This is a genomic window from Komagataeibacter nataicola, from assembly GCF_003207795.1.
GTDB classification, from domain to species: domain Bacteria; phylum Pseudomonadota; class Alphaproteobacteria; order Acetobacterales; family Acetobacteraceae; genus Komagataeibacter; species Komagataeibacter nataicola.
This window is the reverse complement of record NZ_NIRT01000001.1, coordinates 219,091-239,828: the sequence shown is the minus strand read 5'-3', so window position 1 is coordinate 239,828 and position 20,738 is coordinate 219,091. Positions and strand designations below refer to the sequence as shown.

The 20,738-nt window shown below is 61.4% G+C and carries 26 protein-coding genes; all 26 read left to right on the top strand.

Going from position 1 to position 20,738, the window contains the following annotated elements:
* Nucleotides 1-56 precede the first annotated feature (56 nt).
* The 26 genes from rpoB to rplO all read left to right on the top strand — a co-directional run bounded on the left by rpoB (nucleotide 57) and on the right by rplO (nucleotide 20,659).
* Nucleotides 57-4,229: a DNA-directed RNA polymerase subunit beta gene (gene rpoB, locus CDI09_RS01160; protein ID WP_110571149.1), complete on the top strand. Its 4,173-nt coding sequence runs from the start codon at nucleotides 57-59 to the stop codon at nucleotides 4,227-4,229.
* Nucleotides 4,230-4,331: 102 nt separating this feature from the next.
* Complete coding sequence (gene rpoC / locus CDI09_RS01155; RefSeq protein ID WP_110571148.1) at nucleotides 4,332-8,525, top strand: DNA-directed RNA polymerase subunit beta'; 4,194 nt, start codon at nucleotides 4,332-4,334, stop codon at nucleotides 8,523-8,525.
* Nucleotides 8,526-8,940: 415 nt separating this feature from the next.
* Complete coding sequence (gene rpsL / locus CDI09_RS01150) at nucleotides 8,941-9,312, top strand: 30S ribosomal protein S12 (protein ID WP_003621118.1); 372 nt, start codon at nucleotides 8,941-8,943, stop codon at nucleotides 9,310-9,312.
* Nucleotides 9,313-9,327: 15 nt separating this feature from the next.
* Nucleotides 9,328-9,804 carry a 30S ribosomal protein S7 gene (gene rpsG, locus CDI09_RS01145; protein ID WP_007399617.1) on the top strand — a complete coding sequence of 159 codons (477 nt, stop codon included), beginning with the start codon at nucleotides 9,328-9,330 and terminating at the stop codon, nucleotides 9,802-9,804.
* A gap of 93 nt (nucleotides 9,805-9,897) precedes the next feature.
* Nucleotides 9,898-11,088, top strand: a complete 1,191-nt coding sequence (gene tuf, locus CDI09_RS01140) for an elongation factor Tu (protein ID WP_078524560.1) — start codon at nucleotides 9,898-9,900, stop codon at nucleotides 11,086-11,088.
* 105 nt (nucleotides 11,089-11,193) lie between these two features.
* Nucleotides 11,194-11,502: a 30S ribosomal protein S10 gene (rpsJ, locus tag CDI09_RS01135; protein WP_007282720.1), complete on the top strand. Its 309-nt coding sequence runs from the start codon at nucleotides 11,194-11,196 to the stop codon at nucleotides 11,500-11,502.
* Nucleotides 11,503-11,512: 10 nt separating this feature from the next.
* Entirely contained in the window at nucleotides 11,513-12,196 is a 684-nt protein-coding gene (rplC, locus tag CDI09_RS01130) for a 50S ribosomal protein L3 (RefSeq protein WP_061271393.1), read from the top strand.
* A gap of 12 nt (nucleotides 12,197-12,208) precedes the next feature.
* Entirely contained in the window at nucleotides 12,209-12,823 is a 615-nt protein-coding gene (rplD, locus tag CDI09_RS01125) for a 50S ribosomal protein L4 (protein ID WP_061271391.1), read from the top strand.
* A gap of 35 nt (nucleotides 12,824-12,858) precedes the next feature.
* The gene (locus CDI09_RS01120; RefSeq protein ID WP_172157796.1) at nucleotides 12,859-13,155 is read left to right on the top strand and encodes a 50S ribosomal protein L23; all 297 of its coding nucleotides are present in this window, start codon (nucleotides 12,859-12,861) and stop codon (nucleotides 13,153-13,155) included.
* Between the two features lie 16 nt (nucleotides 13,156-13,171).
* Entirely contained in the window at nucleotides 13,172-14,002 is an 831-nt protein-coding gene (gene rplB, locus CDI09_RS01115) for a 50S ribosomal protein L2 (RefSeq protein ID WP_061271389.1), read from the top strand.
* A gap of 12 nt (nucleotides 14,003-14,014) precedes the next feature.
* On the top strand, nucleotides 14,015-14,293 hold the full coding sequence (gene rpsS / locus CDI09_RS01110) for a 30S ribosomal protein S19 (protein WP_007399623.1): 279 nt from the start codon (nucleotides 14,015-14,017) through the stop codon (nucleotides 14,291-14,293).
* 2 nt (nucleotides 14,294-14,295) lie between these two features.
* Nucleotides 14,296-14,697, top strand: coding sequence for a 50S ribosomal protein L22 (gene rplV, locus CDI09_RS01105; RefSeq protein WP_007399624.1), 402 nt, complete (start codon nucleotides 14,296-14,298; stop codon nucleotides 14,695-14,697).
* 3 nt (nucleotides 14,698-14,700) lie between these two features.
* Nucleotides 14,701-15,378: a 30S ribosomal protein S3 gene (rpsC, locus tag CDI09_RS01100; RefSeq protein ID WP_061271387.1), complete on the top strand. Its 678-nt coding sequence runs from the start codon at nucleotides 14,701-14,703 to the stop codon at nucleotides 15,376-15,378.
* Between the two features lie 53 nt (nucleotides 15,379-15,431).
* Complete coding sequence (gene rplP, locus CDI09_RS01095) at nucleotides 15,432-15,848, top strand: 50S ribosomal protein L16 (protein WP_007399626.1); 417 nt, start codon at nucleotides 15,432-15,434, stop codon at nucleotides 15,846-15,848.
* A 1-nt stretch (nucleotide 15,849) separates the two neighbouring features.
* The gene (gene rpmC / locus CDI09_RS01090) at nucleotides 15,850-16,086 is read left to right on the top strand and encodes a 50S ribosomal protein L29 (RefSeq protein WP_078524559.1); all 237 of its coding nucleotides are present in this window, start codon (nucleotides 15,850-15,852) and stop codon (nucleotides 16,084-16,086) included.
* 13 nt (nucleotides 16,087-16,099) lie between these two features.
* The gene (gene rpsQ, locus CDI09_RS01085; protein WP_078524558.1) at nucleotides 16,100-16,381 is read left to right on the top strand and encodes a 30S ribosomal protein S17; all 282 of its coding nucleotides are present in this window, start codon (nucleotides 16,100-16,102) and stop codon (nucleotides 16,379-16,381) included.
* Nucleotides 16,382-16,395: 14 nt separating this feature from the next.
* Nucleotides 16,396-16,764 carry a 50S ribosomal protein L14 gene (gene rplN / locus CDI09_RS01080; RefSeq protein WP_061271379.1) on the top strand — a complete coding sequence of 123 codons (369 nt, stop codon included), beginning with the start codon at nucleotides 16,396-16,398 and terminating at the stop codon, nucleotides 16,762-16,764.
* On the top strand, nucleotides 16,764-17,084 hold the full coding sequence (gene rplX / locus CDI09_RS01075) for a 50S ribosomal protein L24 (RefSeq protein ID WP_078524557.1): 321 nt from the start codon (nucleotides 16,764-16,766) through the stop codon (nucleotides 17,082-17,084). The genes rplN and rplX overlap by 1 nt, the downstream gene beginning before the upstream one ends.
* A 10-nt stretch (nucleotides 17,085-17,094) precedes the next feature.
* Nucleotides 17,095-17,664: a 50S ribosomal protein L5 gene (rplE, locus tag CDI09_RS01070; protein ID WP_061271377.1), complete on the top strand. Its 570-nt coding sequence runs from the start codon at nucleotides 17,095-17,097 to the stop codon at nucleotides 17,662-17,664.
* A gap of 105 nt (nucleotides 17,665-17,769) precedes the next feature.
* Nucleotides 17,770-18,075: a 30S ribosomal protein S14 gene (gene rpsN / locus CDI09_RS01065; RefSeq protein ID WP_061271375.1), complete on the top strand. Its 306-nt coding sequence runs from the start codon at nucleotides 17,770-17,772 to the stop codon at nucleotides 18,073-18,075.
* 12 nt (nucleotides 18,076-18,087) lie between these two features.
* Nucleotides 18,088-18,486, top strand: coding sequence for a 30S ribosomal protein S8 (gene rpsH, locus CDI09_RS01060; protein ID WP_010506719.1), 399 nt, complete (start codon nucleotides 18,088-18,090; stop codon nucleotides 18,484-18,486).
* A gap of 10 nt (nucleotides 18,487-18,496) precedes the next feature.
* Entirely contained in the window at nucleotides 18,497-19,030 is a 534-nt protein-coding gene (rplF, locus tag CDI09_RS01055) for a 50S ribosomal protein L6 (RefSeq protein WP_078524556.1), read from the top strand.
* Nucleotides 19,030-19,392 (top strand): 50S ribosomal protein L18, encoded by a 363-nt coding sequence (gene rplR / locus CDI09_RS01050; RefSeq protein WP_078524555.1) that lies wholly within the window; start codon nucleotides 19,030-19,032, stop codon nucleotides 19,390-19,392. Before rplF ends, rplR begins: the two co-directional genes overlap by 1 nt.
* Before the next feature lie 17 nt (nucleotides 19,393-19,409).
* Nucleotides 19,410-19,988, top strand: a complete 579-nt coding sequence (gene rpsE, locus CDI09_RS01045) for a 30S ribosomal protein S5 (protein WP_014105019.1) — start codon at nucleotides 19,410-19,412, stop codon at nucleotides 19,986-19,988.
* Entirely contained in the window at nucleotides 19,981-20,169 is a 189-nt protein-coding gene (gene rpmD / locus CDI09_RS01040; protein WP_061271369.1) for a 50S ribosomal protein L30, read from the top strand. Before rpsE ends, rpmD begins: the two co-directional genes overlap by 8 nt.
* Nucleotide 20,170: 1 nt before the next feature.
* Entirely contained in the window at nucleotides 20,171-20,659 is a 489-nt protein-coding gene (gene rplO / locus CDI09_RS01035; RefSeq protein ID WP_078524554.1) for a 50S ribosomal protein L15, read from the top strand.
* Nucleotides 20,660-20,738 lie beyond the last annotated feature (79 nt).

Here is a 20,738-nt window from a genome sequence, read left to right as displayed (position 1 = left end):
GTGACATGACCATGTCACGACCGTGCGGGCCTGTGTGGATGGGGGCTGGATAGGCGATGAACGCGATTACGAAATCGTTCACGGGACGCAAACGCATCCGCAAGAGCTTCGGGCACATACCCGAAGTGGCTCCGATGCCCAATCTGATTGACGTGCAGCGGGCAAGCTACGAAACGTTCCTTCAGATGAATGTGGCGCCCGACAGCCGGACGCCGACGGGCCTGCAGGAAGTGTTCCGTTCCGTCTTTCCGATCAATGACTTCGCGGGGCGCGGGCGTCTGGAGTTCGTAAGCTACGAACTCGAGGAGCCGAAATACGACGTTGAGGAATGCATCCAGCGCGGGCTGACCTTTGCCGCCCCGCTGAAGGTGATCCTGCGCCTGATCGTGTGGGATGTGGATGAGGATACCGGATCGCGCTCGATCCGCGATATCAAGGAACAGCCGGTCTATATGGGCGACATGCCGCTCATGACCGATAACGGCACCTTCATCATCAACGGCACCGAGCGCGTCATCGTCAGCCAGATGCATCGCAGCCCCGGTGTGTTCTTTGACCATGACAAGGGCAAGACCCACTCCTCGGGCAAGTTCCTGTTTGCCGCGCGTGTCATTCCCTATCGTGGCTCGTGGCTTGATTTCGAGTTCGACAGCAAGGACCTGATCTACGTCCGTATCGACCGCAAGCGCAAGCTGCCGGTCACGACGCTGCTGTACGCCCTCGAAGGCGCTGCCTCCGAGGCCGCCCGCGCCGCCAAGGCCGCCGAGGGCGGGGATGTGGAGTCGATGGAAATCCAGGGCATGGACCCTGATGAGATCCTGTCCTACTTCTACGGCAAGGTTGAGTTCACCAAGACCGAGAAGGGCTGGGCGCGCCGTTTCGATGCCGAAGCCTTCCGTGGCCAGAAGCTGCTCGAACCGCTGATCGACGCCCAGACCGGCGAGGAAGTGGCGCCGGCCGATGCCAAGCTGACCGCGCGCATGGTCCGCAAGATCGCCGAGACCACCAAGGAGGTGCTTGTCGGCCCCGCAGGGCTGATCGGCCGCTTCATTGCAAGCGATATCGTCAACGAGCACACCGGTGAGATCTATGCCGAGGCTGGCGACGAGCTGACCGAGCAGAAGCTTGAGGAACTCGAGAGCGAAGGCCTGACCACGCTGACCACGCTGGCGGTGGACGCGGCCAATGGCCCGTGGATCCGCAATACGCTGGCGGTGGACAAGAACGCCTCACGCGAGGAAGCGCTGACCGACATCTACCGTGTCATGCGCCCCGGCGAGCCGCCCACGCCCGAGACGGCGGAAGCGATGTTCTCCGGCCTGTTCTTCGACCCCGACCGCTACGACCTGTCCGCCGTGGGCCGCGTGAAGATGAACATGCGCCTTGGCGTGGACGTGCCCGACACGGTGCGCGTGCTGCGCAAGGAAGACACTCTGCGCACCGTCAAGATCATGTGCGAGCTGAAAGACGGCCGCGGCGCGATCGACGATATCGACAACCTCGGCAACCGTCGTGTCCGCTCCGTGGGCGAACTGATGGAGAACCAGTACCGCGTCGGCCTGCTGCGCATGGAGCGCGCCATCCGCGAGCGTATGGGCTCGGTCGATATCGATACGGTCATGCCGCATGACCTGATCAACGCCAAGCCGGCTGCCGCCGCCGTGCGCGAGTTCTTCGGCTCCTCGCAGCTCAGCCAGTTCATGGACCAGACCAACCCGCTCTCGGAAGTGACGCACAAGCGCCGGCTCTCGGCGCTTGGCCCGGGTGGTCTGACACGTGAGCGCGCGGGCTTTGAAGTCCGTGACGTGCACCCGACGCATTATGGCCGCATCTGTCCGATCGAGACGCCGGAAGGCCCGAACATCGGTCTGATCAACTCGCTGGCCACCTATGCCAAGGTGAACAAGTACGGCTTTATCGAAACCCCGTACCGCATGGTCGAGGACGGCGTGCTTCAGGATGGCTGGAAATATCTTTCCGCCATGGAAGAAGAGAAGCTGATCGTCGCCCAGGCCGATGCGAAGCAGGACGCGCAGGGTCATCTGACCGATGACCTGGTCTCCGTGCGCCGTGGCGGCGACTTCCGCCAGGTGCCCCCGACCGAGGTGACCGCCTGCGACGTGTCACCCAAGCAGCTTGTCTCTGTAGCCGCGGCACTCATTCCGTTCCTTGAGAACGATGACGCCAACCGCGCCCTGATGGGTTCGAACATGCAGCGTCAGGCGGTGCCACTGGTGCGCTCTGATGCGCCGCTGGTCGGCACGGGCATGGAAGCGGCTGTGGCGCACGATTCCGGCGCCGCCATCGTGGCCCGCCGCCATGGCGTGGTGGACCAGATCGACGGTGCGCGTATCGTGGTGCGCGCCACCGATGATGCCGGTGCGACGCAGGGCGTGGATATCTACCGCCTGCGCAAATACATGCGCTCCAACCAGTCCACCTGCATCAACCAGCGTCCGCTGGTGCGCGTGGGTGACCAGGTGCGTGCGGGCGAGATCATCGCCGATGGTCCCTCCACCGAGCTGGGTGAACTGGCGCTGGGCCGCAACGTGCTGGTCGCGTTCATGCCTTGGAACGGTTACAACTTCGAAGATTCGATCCTGATTTCCGAGCGGATCGCGCGTGATGATGTGTTTACCTCGATCCATATCGAGGAATTCGAGGTCATGGCCCGCGACACCAAGCTGGGCCAGGAAGAGATCACGCGCGACATTCCCAATGTTGGCGAGGAAGCCCTGCGCAACCTCGATGAGGCGGGCATCGTCTATGTCGGCGCGGAAGTGAACCCCGGCGATATCCTGATCGGCAAGGTCACGCCCAAGGGCGAAAGCCCGATGACGCCGGAAGAAAAGCTGCTGCGCGCCATTTTCGGCGAAAAGGCGTCCGACGTCCGCGACACCTCGCTCAAGCTGCCGCCCGGCACGACCGGCACCATCGTTGACGTGCGCGTCTTCTCCCGCCGTGGCGTGGACAAGGACGAGCGCGCAATGGCCATCGAGCGCGCCGAGATCGAACGCCTCGCCAAGGACCGTGATGACGAGCGCGCCATTCAGGAGCGTTCCTTCTACAACCGTCTGCGCGAGCACCTGATCGGCCAGACTGCGGGTGCAGGCTTCAAGGGCATCCGTTCGGGCACCGAGATCACGGACGAGGTTCTCTCCGAGCATCCGCGCGGTGCATGGCGCAACATCACTGTCGTGTCCGATGAGGTCATGGCGGAACTCGAGACGCTGCGCCGTGAGTTTGACGCGGCGGTGGCCAAGATCCAGGCCCGCTTCGACAACAAGGTCGAGAAGCTGCAGCGTGGTGATGAACTGCCGCCGGGCGTGATGAAGATGGTCAAGGTCTTTGTCGCGGTAAAGCGCAAGCTGCAGCCGGGTGACAAGATGGCTGGCCGTCATGGCAACAAGGGTGTCGTCTCGCGCGTTGTGCCGGTGGAAGACATGCCGTTCCTTGAAGATGGCACATCGGTCGATATCGTGCTCAACCCGCTCGGCGTGCCTTCGCGCATGAACGTGGGGCAGATCCTCGAGACGCATCTGGGCTGGGCGTGCGCCAATATTGGCCGCCAGATCGGTCAGCTGGCCAATGACTACCAGCGCACGGGCGAGAAGCGGCAGGAACTGCTTGATGAACTGAAGTCGGTCTATGGCGACGCGGTTTATGACGAGCAGATCGGTGACATGACCGATGGCCAGCTGCTCGAACTGTGCGGCAACCTGCGCAAGGGCGTGCCGATCGCGACCCCGGTGTTCGATGGCGCGTCCATCCCCGACATCGAGGCGATGCTGACCCGGGCGGGCGTGGACAAGTCCGGCCAGTCGCAGCTGATCGACGGGCGCACGGGCGAGCCGTTCGAGCGCAAGACCACGGTCGGCTACATCTACATGCTCAAGCTGCATCATCTTGTTGATGACAAGATCCATGCCCGTTCCATCGGTCCGTATTCGCTGGTGACCCAGCAGCCGCTGGGCGGTAAGGCGCAGTTCGGTGGGCAGCGCTTTGGTGAGATGGAAGTGTGGGCGCTCGAGGCATACGGCGCCGCCTACACGCTGCAGGAAATGCTGACGGTCAAATCGGATGACGTGTCCGGTCGTACCAAGGTCTATGAGGCCATCGTGCGCGAGCAGGATGATTTCGAGGCCGGTATTCCGGAAAGCTTCAACGTGCTGATCAAGGAACTGAAGTCCCTTGGCCTGAATGTTGACCTGGAACAGAGCGGTAACTGATCCGGTCGGCATGTTGCACGTCGGTCCATCTATTTTTCTTTCAGGAGTGGAGGCAGGTGCGGCGCCTGCTTCCGCTTCATTCCCTCAGGGGGTTTGCGGCGCATGAATGAACTCATGAAGATCCTTGGTCAGGGCGGCCAGGCCATGACCTTTGACCAGATCAAGATCCAGCTGGCCTCGGCCGAGCAGATCCGTTCGTGGTCCTATGGCGAGATCAAGAAGCCCGAGACCATCAACTACCGGACCTTCAAGCCGGAGCGTGATGGCCTGTTCTGCGCGCGGATTTTTGGTCCGATCAAGGACTACGAATGCTTGTGCGGCAAGTACAAGCGGATGAAATTCCGCGGCATCATCTGCGAAAAGTGTGGCGTTGAAGTTACGCTGGCCAAGGTGCGCCGCGAGCGCATGGGCCATATCGAGCTGGCCAGCCCGGTTGCACATATCTGGTTCCTGAAATCCCTGCCCAGCCGTATCGGCCTGATGGTCGACATGACGCTGAAGGATCTTGAAAAGATCCTGTATTTCGAGAGCTATGTCGTGCTCGAGCCCGGCACCTCGCCGCTCAAGCAGTACAGCCTGCTGACGGAAGACCAGTATCTCGATGTCATGGACGAGCATGGCGACGAGGGCATCGAGGTCGGCATTGGCGCGGAAGCGATCAAGAAGATCCTCGAGCGCATCGACTGCAAGGTCGAGAAGGAAGAACTGCGTCTTGAGCTGAAGGAAACCACATCCGAAGCCAAGCGCAAGAAGCTGGTCAAGCGCCTGAAGCTCGTCGAGGCCTTTGCCGATAGTGAATCGCGCCCGGAATGGATGATCCTGGACCTCGTGCCGGTCATTCCGCCCGAGCTGCGCCCGCTGGTGCCGCTTGATGGTGGCCGTTTCGCCACGTCAGACCTGAACGACCTGTACCGTCGCGTCATCAACCGTAACAACCGCCTCAAGCGGCTGATCGAACTGCGCGCGCCCGATATCATCGTGCGTAACGAAAAGCGCATGCTGCAGGAATCGGTCGATGCGCTGTTCGATAACGGTCGCCGTGGCCGCGCCATCACCGGCGCCAACAAGCGTCCGCTCAAGTCGCTGTCCGACATGCTCAAGGGCAAGCAGGGCCGTTTCCGCCAGAACCTGCTCGGCAAGCGCGTCGACTATTCGGGCCGTTCGGTCATCGTGGTGGGGCCGGAGCTGAAGCTGCACCAGTGCGGCCTGCCCAAGAAGATGGCGCTCGAGCTGTTCAAGCCGTTCATCTACTCCAAGCTGGAAAAATACGGTCACGCCACCACCATCAAGGCCGCCAAGCGGATGGTGGAAAAGGAACGTCCCGAAGTGTGGGATATCCTTGAAGAAGTGATCCGCGAGCATCCGGTCATGCTCAACCGTGCGCCCACGCTGCACCGTCTGGGCATCCAGGCGTTCGAGCCGGTGCTGATCGAAGGCAAGGCCATCCAGCTTCACCCGCTGGTCTGCACCGCGTTCAACGCCGACTTCGATGGCGATCAGATGGCCGTGCACGTGCCGCTGAGCCTTGAGGCGCAGCTTGAAGCCCGCGTGCTGATGATGTCGACCAACAACATCCTCAGCCCGGCCAACGGCAAGCCCATCATCGTGCCGTCGCAGGATATTGTGCTGGGGCTGTATTACCTCAGCCTCGAGACGCCCGAATTCCGCGCGACGCCCGACAAGAACAGCTACGATGACAAGGGGCAGGTGACCGTAACCGGCGCGCCGTCCTTCTCCAGCGTTGGCGAAGTGGAATACGCGCTGAGCACGGGCGCGGTGAAGCTGCACGACAAGATCCGCGCGCGTATCGAGAGCTTCGATGCCGAGGGCAAGAGCGTGCGTGAGACCGTCGTCACCACGCCGGGCCGCATGCTTGTTGCCCAGATCCTGCCGCGCAACCAGGCGCTGCCGTTCTCGCTGATCAACCGCCAGTTGACCAAGAAGATCGTGTCGGACGTGATCGATGCGGTTTACCGTCACTGCGGCCAGAAGGAATGCGTGATCTTCTGTGACCGCCTGATGGGCCTTGGTTTCCGCCACGCCGCGCGTTCGGGCATTTCCTTCGGCAAGGACGACATGATCGTTCCCGTCGAGAAGAAGGAACTCGTGGACCGTACGGCCGCCGAGGTGAAGGAGTTCGAGCAGCAGTATCAGGACGGTCTGATCACCGCTGGCGAGCGCTACAACAAGGTGGTCGATGCCTGGTCGCGCTGCACCGATGAAGTGCAGGCCGCGATGATGAAGGAGATCTCCAAGCAGGAGATCGGCAAACCTACCAACTCGGTGTGGATGATGAGCCACTCCGGTGCCCGTGGGTCGCCGGCGCAGATGAAGCAGCTCGCCGGTATGCGCGGGCTGATGGCCAAGCCGTCGGGTGAGATCATCGAACAGCCGATCATCGCCAACTTCAAGGAAGGCCTGTCGGTTCTCGATTACTTCACCTCCAGCCATGGTGCGCGTAAAGGCCTGGCCGATACCGCGCTCAAGACCGCGAACTCGGGTTACCTGACCCGCCGCCTCGTTGACGTGGCGCAGGACAGCATCATCGTTGAGGAAGATTGCGGCACCGAGCGCGGCCTGACCGTGCGTGCGGTCATGGATGGCGGCGAAGTCGTGGCCTCCCTGTCCGAGCGGATGCTCGGCCGCACGCTGGCCGCCGACGTGCTGGACCCGGCAACCGGCAAGGTGCTCTTCCCGCGCAATACGCTGATCGAGGAAGCCGAGGCCGAGCAGATCGAGAAGGCGGGTGTCGAAAGCCTGCTGATCCGCTCCGTGCTGACCTGTGACAGCCGCGTGGGCGTGTGTGGGCACTGCTATGGCCGTGACCTTGCACGCGGGACGCCGGTCAACATCGGTGAGGCCGTGGGCGTTATCGCCGCCCAGTCCATCGGTGAGCCGGGCACGCAGCTGACCATGCGCACCTTCCATATCGGTGGCGCGGCGCAGCGTGGCGCGGAGCAGTCGATGGTCGAGGCCTCGCGTGATGGCAAGGTGACGATCCGCAACAAGAACGTGGTGCACAACAGTCAGAACGTGCCCATCGTCATGTCGCGTAACTGCGAGATCCTGCTGACGGATGACCGCGGAACCGAACGCGCCCGTTACCGCGTGCCCTATGGTGCGCGCCTGCTGGTCGAGGATGGCGCCGAGGTGGCCCGTGGCCAGAAGATGGCCGAGTGGGATCCGTACACCCTGCCGATCATCACCGAGCAGCCTGGCAAGGTGGAATATCTCGACCTGATCGACTCCATCACCCTGGTGGAGCGGATGGATGAGGTGACCGGCCTGACCTCGAAAGTGGTCGTGGACTACAAGCAGGCTTCCAAGGGGATCGACCTGCGTCCGCGCCTGCAGCTCAAGGATGCCAACGGCGATGTGGTGAAGCTGGCCAACGGCAACGACGCCCGCTACTTCCTGTCGCCTGACTCGCTGCTCTCGGTCGAGAACGGCGCGCAGGTCAACGCAGGTGACGTGCTGGCGCGTATCCCGCGTGAAGGCTCCAAGACGCGTGACATTACCGGTGGTCTGCCGCGCGTGGCGGAACTGTTCGAGGCCCGTCGGCCGAAGGATCACGCCATCATCTCGGAAACCGAGGGGCGCGTGGAATTCGGCAAGGATTACAAGTCCAAGCGCCGCGTCATCGTCAAGAACGACGAGACGGGCGAGGAGACGGATTACCTCATCCCCAAGGGCAAGCACGTGTCCGTTCAGGAAGGCGACTTTGTCCAGGTTGGCGATCCGCTCGTCGACGGGCCGCGCGTGCCGCATGACATCCTGAAGGTTCTGGGTGTCGAGGCGCTGTCGGACTATCTCGTCAACGAGATCCAGGACGTGTACCGACTGCAGGGCGTGAAGATCAATGACAAGCACATCGAAGTCATTGTTCGTCAGATGCTGCAGAAGGTGGAAATCCTTGAGCCGGGCGATACGACCTACCTGATCGGTGAGACGGTGGACCGTATTGAATACGAGGAAGAGAACGCCAAGCGCCTGAACCTCGGTGAACACCCTGCCGTTGCCATGCCGGTGCTGCAGGGCATCACCAAGGCCTCGCTGCAGACGCAGTCCTTCATCTCTGCGGCCTCCTTCCAGGAGACCACCCGTGTCCTCACCGAGGCCGCTACGGCGGGCAAGAAGGATACGCTCAACGGTCTCAAGGAGAACGTTATCGTCGGCCGCCTGATCCCCGCAGGGACGGGCAGCGTGATGAACAAGCTCCGTGCGGTTGCCGCAGGCGAGGACAAGCAGCGCCTCGCCAAGGCCCGCGCTGCCGTGCCGCCCAAGGCGGCCGAGTAACCATACGAGAGAAATGCCGGATGGCGGGGAACCGTTATCCGGCATGATTCGGTGCTGCACTATTGTCACCATCCGATTCAGGCGGTATCAGCAGCCTGACGGAGCGGTGCTCCGAGTCCGGCGGAACAGAGTCGTTTCGTCAGACTGCTAGCGAATCCTGCGCAAGGCTTGACTTTTGGTCAGTTTGCCCGTAGGTAACGCGCCCTCGGCTAGCCCTGTCTGAAAGACGTCGTTGGCCGTCGAATGCAGCATGCAGACATGCGGTGCCGCAGTCCGGGAATCGGGCTGCCCAGGCCGGATGTAAATATGATGCCCGAACGAATGGTTGTCATTCGTTGGGGTTTTGTTGTGAACGACAGTCGGCAACCAGATATGGGGTTGGCCGGCCGAATTTTGTAAGGATCGGGAAAGGCGTATGCCGACCATCAACCAGTTGATCGCGAAAGGTCGCGAACCCGCAGCCAAACGCAATAAGGTTCCTGCCCTGCAGGGCTGTCCGCAGAAGCGTGGCGTTTGCACTCGTGTTTACACAACCACACCGAAGAAGCCGAACTCGGCTCTGCGTAAGGTGGCAAAAGTACGCCTGACCAACGGTTATGAGGTTGTGAGCTATATTCCGGGTGAGGGGCATAACCTCCAGGAACATAGCGTTGTCCTGATCCGTGGTGGTCGCGTTAAGGATCTTCCTGGCGTGCGTTATCACATCCTGCGCGGCGTTCTGGACACCCAGGGTATCGCCAAGCGTCGTCAGCGTCGCTCGCTCTATGGCGCGAAGCGTCCTAAGTAAAAGGAATAACGAGGCATGAGTCGCCGTCATCGCGCAGTCAAGCGCGAGATTCTTCCCGATCCGAAATTTGGTGATGTCGTCATTACGCGTTTCATGAACGCCCTGATGTACGACGGCAAGAAGTCCACCGCTGAAGGGATCGTCTATGGCGCCCTTGAGGTGCTGCGCCGCCGTGGCGGTGCCGCGGCCGACCCTGTGGTCATGTTCCACAGCGCGCTGGACAACGTCAAGCCGGCTGTCGAGGTGCGTTCCCGCCGTGTTGGTGGCGCCACCTACCAGGTTCCGGTCGAAGTCCGGGCCGAGCGTCGTCAGGCGCTGGCCATCCGCTGGCTGATCGACGCCTCGCGCAAGCGCGGCGAGAACACCATGCAGGATCGCCTGTCGAACGAACTTCTTGACGCCGTCAACAATCGTGGCGCCGCGGTCAAGAAGCGCGAAGACACGCACCGCATGGCCGAAGCCAACAAGGCATTCAGTCATTACCGCTGGTAAAGGCGGTCAGGCCGGTCTATTCACCGGCCCGGCTTCCGAAACGGAACTTTCCAACCCGACTCTCGGCACGAGGCCGAGTTAACGGAGAAAACGATGGCAAAGGCTAAATTTGAGCGGAATAAGCCGCACTGCAACATCGGCACGATTGGTCACGTCGATCACGGCAAGACCTCGCTGACCGCTGCTATCACCAAGACGCTGGCGAAGGCCGGTGGCGCGGAATTCAAGGCGTACGACATGATCGACGCTGCGCCGGAAGAGCGCGCCCGTGGCATCACCATCTCGACCGCCCACGTCGAGTACGAGACCGCCAAGCGTCACTACGCACACGTCGACTGCCCCGGCCATGCTGACTATGTGAAGAACATGATCACCGGTGCCGCGCAGATGGACGGCGCGATCCTGGTCGTGTCGGCTGCTGACGGCCCGATGCCCCAGACCCGCGAGCACATCCTGCTTGCCCGTCAGGTTGGCGTGCCGGCCCTGGTCGTCTTCCTGAACAAGGTTGACCAGGTTGATGATCCGGAGCTGCTCGAGCTGGTGGAAATGGAAGTGCGCGAGCTGCTTTCCGCTTACCAGTTCCCCGGCGACGATATCCCCATCATCAAGGGTTCCGCCCTGGTGACGCTGGAAGACGGCGATGCGGAAGTTGGTGAAAACCGCGTCATGGACCTGATGAACGCTGTGGATGAGTACATCCCGCAGCCGGAGCGTCCGATCGACCGTCCGTTCCTGATGCCGATCGAAGACGTGTTCTCCATCTCGGGCCGTGGCACCGTGGTGACGGGCCGTGTCGAGCGTGGCGCCGTGAACGTTGGCGACGAAATCGAGATCGTTGGCCTGCGCCCGACGCAGAAGACGACCGTGACCGGCGTGGAAATGTTCCGCAAGCTGCTTGATCGTGGTGAAGCAGGTGACAACATCGGCGCGCTGCTGCGTGGCACGAAGCGTGAAGACGTTGAGCGTGGCCAGGTGCTGGCAAAGCCGGGTTCGATCACCCCGCACACCAAGTTCAAGGCTGAAGCCTACATCCTGACGAAGGAAGAGGGTGGCCGTCACACGCCGTTCTTCACCAACTATCGTCCGCAGTTCTATTTCCGCACGACCGACGTCACCGGCGTCGTTCACCTGCCGGAAGGCACGGAAATGGTCATGCCTGGCGATAACGTCGCCATGGATGTCGAGCTGATCGCTCCGATCGCCATGGATGAAGGCCTGCGCTTCGCTATCCGCGAAGGCGGCCGCACCGTTGGTGCAGGTGTTGTTGCTTCCATCACCGCGTGATTGGACAGTAACTGAACTGTGGCATCCCGGTCGGAGCAATCCGGCCGGGTTTCCATTGCGGATCGGGTTCCCCCGAATCAGGTAAAGTTGGACTGAAACAGAAAGATGGACAACCAGAACATCCGCATTCGCCTGAAGGCGTACGATCATCGGGTGCTAGACAACAGCACGAAGGAGATCGTCAATACGGCGAAGCGTACGGGTGCGCGGGTTCGGGGTCCTATCCCGCTGCCGACGCATATTGAACGGTTTACCGTAAACCGCTCCCCCCACGTGGATAAGAAAAGCCGCGAGCAGTTCGAAATTCGGACCCATCGCCGGCTGCTCGACATTGTCGAGCCGACCCCGCAGACCGTGGACGCTCTCATGAAACTCGACCTCGCCGCTGGCGTAGATGTCGAGATTAAACTCTAAGGTCCAGACGATGCGCACCGGATTGATCGCAAAAAAGCTGGGTATGACCCGGCTGTTCAAGGAAGACGGCACACATGTGCCGGTGACTGTCCTGCAGCTTGATGATCTGCAGGTGGTTGATGTTCGCACCACCGAGCGTGATGGCTACACAGCCGTCCAGCTTGGCGCGGGCAAGGCCAAGGTCAAAAATGTGTCCAAGCCGAACCGCGGCCATTTTGCCAAGGCCAAGGTCGAGCCCAAGAAGAAGCTGGCGGAATTCCGTGTATCGGATGACGCCGTCCTGGAAGTCGGGGCTTCTCTGTCCGCCGCCCATTTTGTGGTGGGGCAGAAGGTGGACGTTACCGGCACCAGCAAGGGTAAGGGTTTTGCCGGCGCGATGAAGCGCTGGAACTTTGCCGGTCTCGAAGCCACCCACGGTGTCTCGATCAGTCACCGTTCGCACGGTTCCACGGGTAACCGCCAGGATCCGGGCAAGGTTTTCAAGAACAAGAAGATGGCCGGCCATCTCGGTTCCGAGCGTATCACTACGCTGAACCTTGAGGTTGCGGCTGTTGACGCCGAAAAGAACCTGATCATGATCCGCGGCTCCGTGCCGGGCGGAAAGAATGAAACGGTTCTCGTTCGTGATGCGATCAAGAAGGCCCGTCATGCCGAGGCGCCGTATCCGGCGGCCCTGGTTGAGGCTGCGGGCTGAGGATAGAGGGCAATGGATTACGAGATCAAAACCCTCGATAACGGAAGCGCAGGTACCGCCAGCCTTCCCGACGAGATTTTCGCCGCAACGCCGCGCACGGATATTCTGGCGCGTGTGGTGCACTGGCAGCTGGCAAAGCGCCGGGCTGGTACGCACAAGGTCAAGGGCATGGGGGAAGTCTCCGGCACGACCAAGAAGCCGTATCGCCAGAAGGGCACGGGTAGCGCCCGCCAGGGTTCGCTGCGTGCGCCGCAGTACCGCACCGGTGGTATTGTTCATGGCCCCGTGGTGCGTGACCATGGCTATGACCTGCCCAAGAAGGTGCGTCGCCTTGGCCTGATTTCCGCCCTGTCGCAGAAGGCGGCGGAAGGCAAGCTGGTGGTGCTCGATGCTGCGACCGCCTCGGGCAAGTCGGCCGAGCTGGCCAAGAAGCTGAAGGTCCTGGGCTGGACATCCGCGCTGATCGTGGATGCCGCGGTTGAAGAGAACTTTGGCCGCGCGGCGCGCAACCTGCCGAAGATCGACATTCTTCCGACGGTGGGCGCCAATGTCTACGATATCCTGAACCACGATGTGCTCGCGATCACGCGCGCCGGGGTTGAGGGTCTGAAGGAGCGTCTGGCATGACCAACATCCTTGCAATCCGCAAGAAGGCGGAGCGTATGTCTCGGGAAGCGATGTACGACATCATCCGCTCCCCCCTGATCACGGAAAAGGCGACCGCCCTTTCCGAGAAGAATCAGGTTGGCTTCAAGGTCGCGATCAGCGCCACGAAGCCAGAGATCAAGGTTGCGGTCGAGACGCTGTTTGGCGTGAAGGTTCTGGGTGTGAACACGCTCATCCAGAAGGGGAAAGCCAAGCGCTTCAAGGGACGTCCCGGCCAGCGTTCGGATGTTAAGAAAGCGTTTGTTCAGCTTGCAGAAGGTCAGTCCATCGACCTGACCGCGAAGCTGGTCTGACGCGGGGTGACAAGAAATGGCATTGAAGCACTTTAATCCAGTTACCCCCAGCCTGCGCGGAACGGTTCTGATCGACCGCAAGGAGCTGTGGAAAGGCAAGCCCGTCAAGGGCCTGACCGAGGGGAAGAACAAGAGCGGCGGCCGTAACAACCACGGCCGCACCACCTCGCGTTTCATCGGTGGCGGACACAAGCAGTCCTACCGTTATGTTGACTTCAAGCGTCGCAAGTTCGACGTGGTCGGCACGGTGGAGCGCCTGGAATACGATCCCAACCGTACGGCGTTCATCGCGCTCATCAAGTATGCTGATGGCGAGCTGGCCTACATCATCGCGCCGCAGCGCCTGAAGGTGGGTGACGAAGTCATCGCCGGTGCGCGCGCCGATATCAAGCCGGGCAACGCCATGCCCCTGTCTGCCGTTCCGGTGGGCACGATCATCCACAACATCGAGCTCAAGGCCGGTGCTGGTGGCAAGATCGCCCGCTCGGCTGGCACGTATGCACAGCTGGTCGGCAAGGACATGGGCTATGCCCAGATCAAGCTGCAGTCCGGTGAGCTGCGTGTTGTTCGCGCGGAGTGCATGGCCACCATCGGTGCCGTGTCCAACCCGGACAACATGAACCAGCACCTGGGCAAGGCCGGCCGCAATCGCTGGCTGGGCCGCCGCCCGCACAACCGTGGTGTTGTCATGAACCCGGTTGACCATCCGCATGGTGGTGGTGAAGGACGCACTTCGGGTGGGCGTCATCCGGTTACGCCATGGGGCAAGCCGACTAAGGGTTACAAGACCAGGGTCAACAAGCGTACGGACAGTCTGATCATCCGTCGCCGGAAGACCGGCAAGTAAGGGGCATTTAAGATGGCACGTTCCGTCTGGAAGGGCCCGTTCGTGGACGGGTATCTGCTGAACAAAGCCGATGCATCGCGCGCGTCGGGCCGTAACGAAGTGATCAAGATCTGGTCGCGTCGATCCACCATCCTGCCGCAGTTCGTCGGACTGACGTTCGGCGTCTATAACGGGCACAAATTCCTGCCCGTGCAGGTTTCCGAGAACATGGTGGGGCACAAGTTCGGTGAGTTCTCACCGACCCGTACCTTCACGGGTCATTCTTCGGACAAGAAAGCGAAGCGGGGCTGAACATGAGCAAGCCTAAGCATCCGCGCACGCTCGCGGAAACCGAGGCGCAGGCGCTGACGCGGAACATCCGCATCAGCCCGCGCAAGCTGAACCTTGTTGCGGGTCTGATCCGCAACAAGCCGGCCGCGCAGGCAATCGCCACTCTCACATTCTCCAAGCGTCGTATTGCCCAGCAGGTCAAGAAGACGCTGGAAAGTGCGATCGCCAACGCCGAGAACAACCACCAGCTGGACGTTGACCAGCTGGTCGTTGCCCGCGCTGAGGTGGGCAAGTCGATCGTGATGCGTCGTTTCCACGCACGTGGTCGTGGCCGTTCGGCCCGCATCGAGAAGTTTTTCAGCCACCTGACCATCGTCGTGGCCGAAAAGAAGCCCGAAGCTGAAACCGAAAAAAAGGCGGCCTGATCCATGGGACATAAAGTTAATCCGATCGGGCTTCGGCTCGGTATTAACCGGACATGGGACAGCCGCTGGTACGCCGATGCGGACTATGCCCGCCTGCTGCATGATGACCTGAAGCTGCGCGCCTACCTGCGCCGCAAGCTGGCAGGTGCCGGCGTGTCCCGCGTGGTGATCGAGCGCCCGGCCAAGAAGCCGCGCGTGACCATCTATGCGGCACGGCCCGGCGTGGTGATCGGCAAGAAGGGTCAGGACATCGATGTGCTGCGCAAGGATCTGGCCCGCATGGCCAAGACCGACGTCGCGCTGAACATCGTCGAAATCCGCAAGCCGGAAATCGACGCGACCCTGGTGGCCGAGAACATCGCCCAGCAGCTCGAGCGCCGCGTTGCCTTCCGTCGCGCCATGAAGCGCGCCGTGCAGTCCGCCATGCGCCTTGGCGCGCAGGGTATCCGGATCAACTGCTCGGGCCGTCTTGGCGGCGCGGAAATCGCGCGCGTCGAGTGGTATCGTGAAGGTCGGGTGCCGCTGCATACTCTGCGTGCGGACATCGACTATGGTGTGGCGACCGCCAAGACGACCTATGGCACCTGTGGTGTGAAGGTCTGGATCTTCAAGGGCGAGATTCTTGCCCATGATCCGCTGGCGCAGGACCGTCGCGCCGCCGAACAGGCCCCGCAGCGCTAACTGCGGGGTCCAATGGACCTAGATGCGCCAGGCGGCGCGTGAGGATTTGAAAAATGCTTTCTCCCAAGCGGACAAAGTACCGCAAGGCCCACAAAGGGCGCATTCATGGGTTGGCCAAGGGCGGCACAACCCTGAATTTCGGGGCTTTTGGCCTGAAGGCTCTCCAGCCTGAACGGATCACGGCCCGCCAGATCGAAGCGGCCCGTCGGGCCATTACCCGTGCCATGAAGCGTGCGGGTCGTGTCTGGATTCGGATTTTCCCTGATCTTCCGGTCTCGACAAAGCCGGCAGAAGTGCGTATGGGGTCCGGCAAGGGGTCGCCCGAATATTGGGTGGCTCGTGTGAAGCCGGGTCGAATCCTGTTCGAGATCGAAGGTGTGCCGCCGGAAGTCGCGCGTGAAGCGCTGGCTCTCGGTGCGGCGAAGCTGCCGATCAAGACCAAATTCGTGACCCGTATCGGAGAGGCGTGAGATGGCAAAGGCAACAAAGCCGGCCGATCTGCGTGCCAAGACTGTTGAAGAACTGGATACGCTTCTCGTCGATCTGAAGCGCGAGCAGTTCAATCTTCGGTTTCAGCATGCGACCGGTCAGACCGAGGGGCAGTCCCGCATGCGTGCGGTTCGTCGTGAGATCGCGCGTGTAAAGACGATTGCGACCCAGGTTGTTAAGAAGAGTTCTGCTGGCCATGCGCCGGCAGTAAAGTCCTGAAGGGAGACGGGCGATGCCAAGGCGCGTCCTGACCGGGCGGGTAACCAGCGACAAGATGGACAAGACCGTTACGGTTCTTGTCGATCGTCGCATTATCCACCCGCTGTATAAGAAGTTCATTCGTCGCTCGAAGAAGTATGCGGCGCATGACGGCTTGAACGAATGCAAGGTGGGCGACACGGTGCGCATTGAAGAATGCAAGCCGATTTCCCGCCGCAAGACCTGGACGGTCGTTGTCCGGAATGGCCAGCCGCTCGCGGCAGCCACCGGTGCTGCGTCTGGCGCCCAGGCGTAAAGAAGGCATAGACCATGATCCATCCCGAGACCAACCTTGACGTCGCCGACAATTCCGGCGCCCGTCAGGTGCAGTGCATCAAGGTACTGGGCGGTTCCAAGCGGAAGTCTGCCTCGGTCGGCGACGTGATTGTCGTGTCCGTCAAGGAAGCCATTCCCCGCGGCAAGGTCAAGAAGGGCGATGTTCACCAGGCGGTGATCGTGCGTACTTCCTACCCCGTGCGCCGGGCTGATGGCAGCGCCATCCGTTTTGACCGCAATGCGGCCGTGCTGATCAACAAGCAGCAGGAGCCGATCGGCACCCGTATCTTTGGCCCGGTCGTGCGTGAGCTGCGTGCCCGCAAGTTCATGAAGATCATCTCGCTGGCGCCGGAGGTGCTGTAATGGCTGCTCGTATCAAGAAGGGTGACCAGGTTCTGGTCACCACCGGTGGTTCCAAGGGGACCCGTGGCGAGGTCGTTACGGTCCTGCCCGCGGCCAACAAGGCCGTGGTGCGTGGCGTTGCCATTGCGAAGCGTCATACCCGCCCTTCGCGCATGGGTGAGCAGGGCGGCATTGTCCAGAAGGAAATGCCGGTGCACCTGTCCAACCTGAAGCTGATCGATCCCAAGAGCGGCGATCCGACGAAAGTCGGCTTCCGTATTCTGGAAGATGGTCGCAAGGTTCGTGTCGCCAAGGCGACCGGCGAAGTAATCGAAGGCTGAGGGGGCGGGAATGTCTGAAGTGAAAGAAGCCCGCGCCCTGCCGCGCATGCAGCAGCGTTATCAGGACGAGCTGCGCGCGAAGCTGCGTGAGGAATTCGGGTACAAGAACGAGATGCAGGTTCCGCGTCTCGAGAAGATTGTCCTGAACATGGGTGTTGGCGAAGCCGCTGGCGACCAGAAGAAGCTCGACGCGGCGGTCAAGGAAATGACCCTTATCGCTGGTCAGAAGCCGGTCAAGACGGTTGCCAAGAAGGCAATCGCCGGCTTCAAGATCCGTGAAGGTCTGCCCATCGGGTGCAAGGTGACGCTGCGCCGTGCCCAGATGTTCGAATTCCTGGATCGTTTCGTGACGATCGCCCTGCCGCGCGTGCGTGATTTCCGCGGGCTGCCGGCGAACAAGGGTTTCGACGGCCGTGGCAACTTCGCTATGGGGCTGAAGGAACAGATTGTCTTCCCGGAAATCGAATACGACAAGGTAGACGAAATCCGCGGCATGGACATCATCTTCGTGACCACTGCGAAGACGGATGCGGAAGCGAAGGCTCTGCTGAAGGCGTTTGATCTGCCCTTCGCTGCATAAAATGTAGCGAAAGGGCTTCCGTCTGAAGTCCAGAAGACCTAATACACACGTTGTTTGGAAAACCGTTGGGACTGGCCCGACAGGTTCCGGAGGGTAAAACAAGGCATGGCCAAAATTTCCGCCGTAAACCGGAATGTCAAGCGCGAGCGCATGGCAGACCGGGACCGGGCTAAGCGGACTGCATTGAAGAACATCATCATGGATCGGTCTCTGCCGGTTGAAGATCGATTCGATGCGTCGCTCAAGCTTGCTGAACTTCCTCGCAATGGGTCGCGCGTGCGCGTGCGTCTGCGCTGCAAGCTCACCGGGCGTCCTCGCGCCAATTACAGAAAGTTTGAACTCTGCCGTATCGCCCTGCGCGACCTGGCCTCTAATGGTCAGATCCCGGGCATGGTCAAGTCAAGCTGGTAAGGGCAGGGAACGATGTCACTTTCTGATCCTTTGGGTGATCTGCTCACCCGGATCCGCAATGCGCAGCGTGCACGGCATGCTGCCTGCGTGGCGCCGGCTTCCAAGCTGCGCGCCAGTGTTCTCGAGGCGCTTCGCCGCGAGGGGTATATCCGTGGTTTCTCGCGTGAGGAACTGCGCAAGGGTGTGGCCCAGCTGCGCATCGAGCTGAAATATCTCGATGGCGAGCCGGTCATCAAAGAAATCCACCGTGTGTCCAAACCGGGGCGCCGCGTCTATTCCAAGATCAAGGAACTGCCGCGTGTCTATGCCGGGCTGGGTGTGTCGATCCTGTCGACGCCGCGTGGTGTTCTGTCCGATGCGGAGGCCCGCGCTGCCAATGTTGGCGGTGAAGTCCTCTGCCGTGTGTTCTGAGGAGGGATAAATGTCGCGAGTGGGCAAATATCCCGTCGAAGTTCCGTCGGGCGTTCAGGTTTCCGTTGCTGATGGCGTGCTGATCACGAAGGGCAAGCTCGGGGAGCTCAAGCTGCCCCTGTCCAGTCACATCGCCGTTGATGTCGCGGATGGCAAGGTTGCGGTAAAGCCGGTTGGCACCGAGGCCCAGGCCCGCATGATGTGGGGGACCACGCGTTCCCTGATCGCGAGCATGGTCAAGGGTGTGTCGGAAGGGTTTTCCAAGACTCTGGAAATCTCCGGGACCGGTTACCGCGCTGCGGTGCAGGGCAAGAACCTGGTCATGAACCTCGGTTATTCGCATGACATCGTCTATGCGATTCCCGAAGGCATCAAGATCACCACCCCGCGGCCGACGGCCGTGACTGTCGAGGGAATCGACAAGCAGCGGGTTGGTCAGGTTGCGCTTGATATCCGTAGCTTCCGCAAGCCTGAGCCCTATAAGGGCAAGGGTGTCCGTTATGAAACGGAAACCATCCGTCGCAAGGAAGGCAAGAAGAAATAATGAGCACGCAGAAGGATCTGCGGGAGCGGCGGCGCCAGCGCCTCCGTTTCCAGCTTCGCCTCAAGAGTGGTGGCCGTCCGCGTCTGTCGGTGTTCCGTTCGGGCAAGAATATCTACGCGCAGGTGATCGACGATGCCGCTGGCCGTACGCTGGCCGCAGCTTCGACCCTCGACAAGGATCTGCGTTCCACCCTCAAGGGTGGTACGGACGTGAAGGCAGCCGGTGCGGTCGGCAAGCTTCTTGCCGAGCGCGCGGTGGCTGCTGGTGTGTCGAAGGTCGTTTTCGACCGCGGCTCGTATCTGTATCATGGGCGTATCAAGGCCCTGGCGGAGGCTGCCCGTGAGGGCGGTCTCTCGTTCTGACGAAAGGGTCACGCATAATGGCACGTGAACCGAGAGAAGGCGGCCGGGGTGGTCGCGATCGTGACCGCGAAGGCGACGATCTGGTCGACAAGCTGGTCACGATCAATCGTGTTGCCAAGGTTGTAAAGGGCGGTCGCCGCTTTGCATTCGCGGCACTGGTTGTTGTTGGTGACCAGAAGGGTCGCGTCGGGTTCGGTGCGGGCAAGGCCCGTGAGGTTCCCGAGGCAATCCGCAAGGCAACCGACCGCGCCAAGCGGACGATGATCCGCGTTCCGATGAAGGAAGGCCGTACGCTGCATCACGATGTGGCCGGTCACTTCGGTGCGGGCAAGGTTGTCCTGCGTTCCGCTGATGCGGGCACGGGCATCATTGCCGGTGGTCCGATGCGCGCCGTGTTCGAGAGCCTGGGCATCAATGACGTGGTGGCCAAGTCGCTCGGCACCCGCAACCCGCACAACATGGTCAAGGCGACTTTCGCCGCGCTGGAGCGTTGCGCCAGCCCGCGTTCGGTTGCCAACCGCCGTGGCAAGAAGGTTTCGGACATCCTGGGGCGCCGCGAGGCTGCGGTAGCGACGGAGGCTGCGGCCGATGTCTGATACCAAGGCAACCATTCGCGTTACCCAGGTGCATTCTGGCAATGGCCAGAAGCCGGGCCAGCAGGCTACGCTGGTGGGCCTGGGCCTGAACAAGATCGGTCGTACCCGCGAGCTGGAGGATACTCCTTCGGTTCGTGGCATGATCCGCAAGGTGTCCCACCTGATCAAGGTGGAGGATTGAGATGAACCTGAACGAACTTCGTGACAACGAGGGCGCGCGCTATCGCAAGAAGCGCCTTGGTCGCGGCATCGGCTCTGGCAAGGGCAAGACGTCGGGCAAGGGTGTGAAGGGTCAGAAGGCACGCTCCGGTGTGTCTCTGAACGGTTTTGAAGGCGGTCAGCTGCCCATCTACCGTCGTCTGCCCAAGCGCGGCTTCAAGAACATCTTCCGCAAGGATTATGCGGTGGTGAATCTGGGCGTGCTCGACAAGGCGATTGCTGCTGGCAAGATCGATGCCAAGGCCGTGGTGACGGAAGAGATTCTGGCCACTGCCGGTCTGGCCGGGTCGGGCCGCTTCGATGGCATCCGCCTGCTGGCCGATGGCGCGCTGAACCACGCTGTGACCATTGAAGTGTCCGGTGCTTCGGCCGGTGCCATTGCCGCAGTTGAAAAGGCTGGCGGCAAGGTGCAGGTCAAGGTCCAGAAGCAGCAGGCTCCTGCCGCCGAATGACCGGCTGGGGGCACAGGCACGTTCTGTACCCGAAGCATGATAAAAGCGATGCTGCTTGCACTCGGCGGGCGCATCGCTT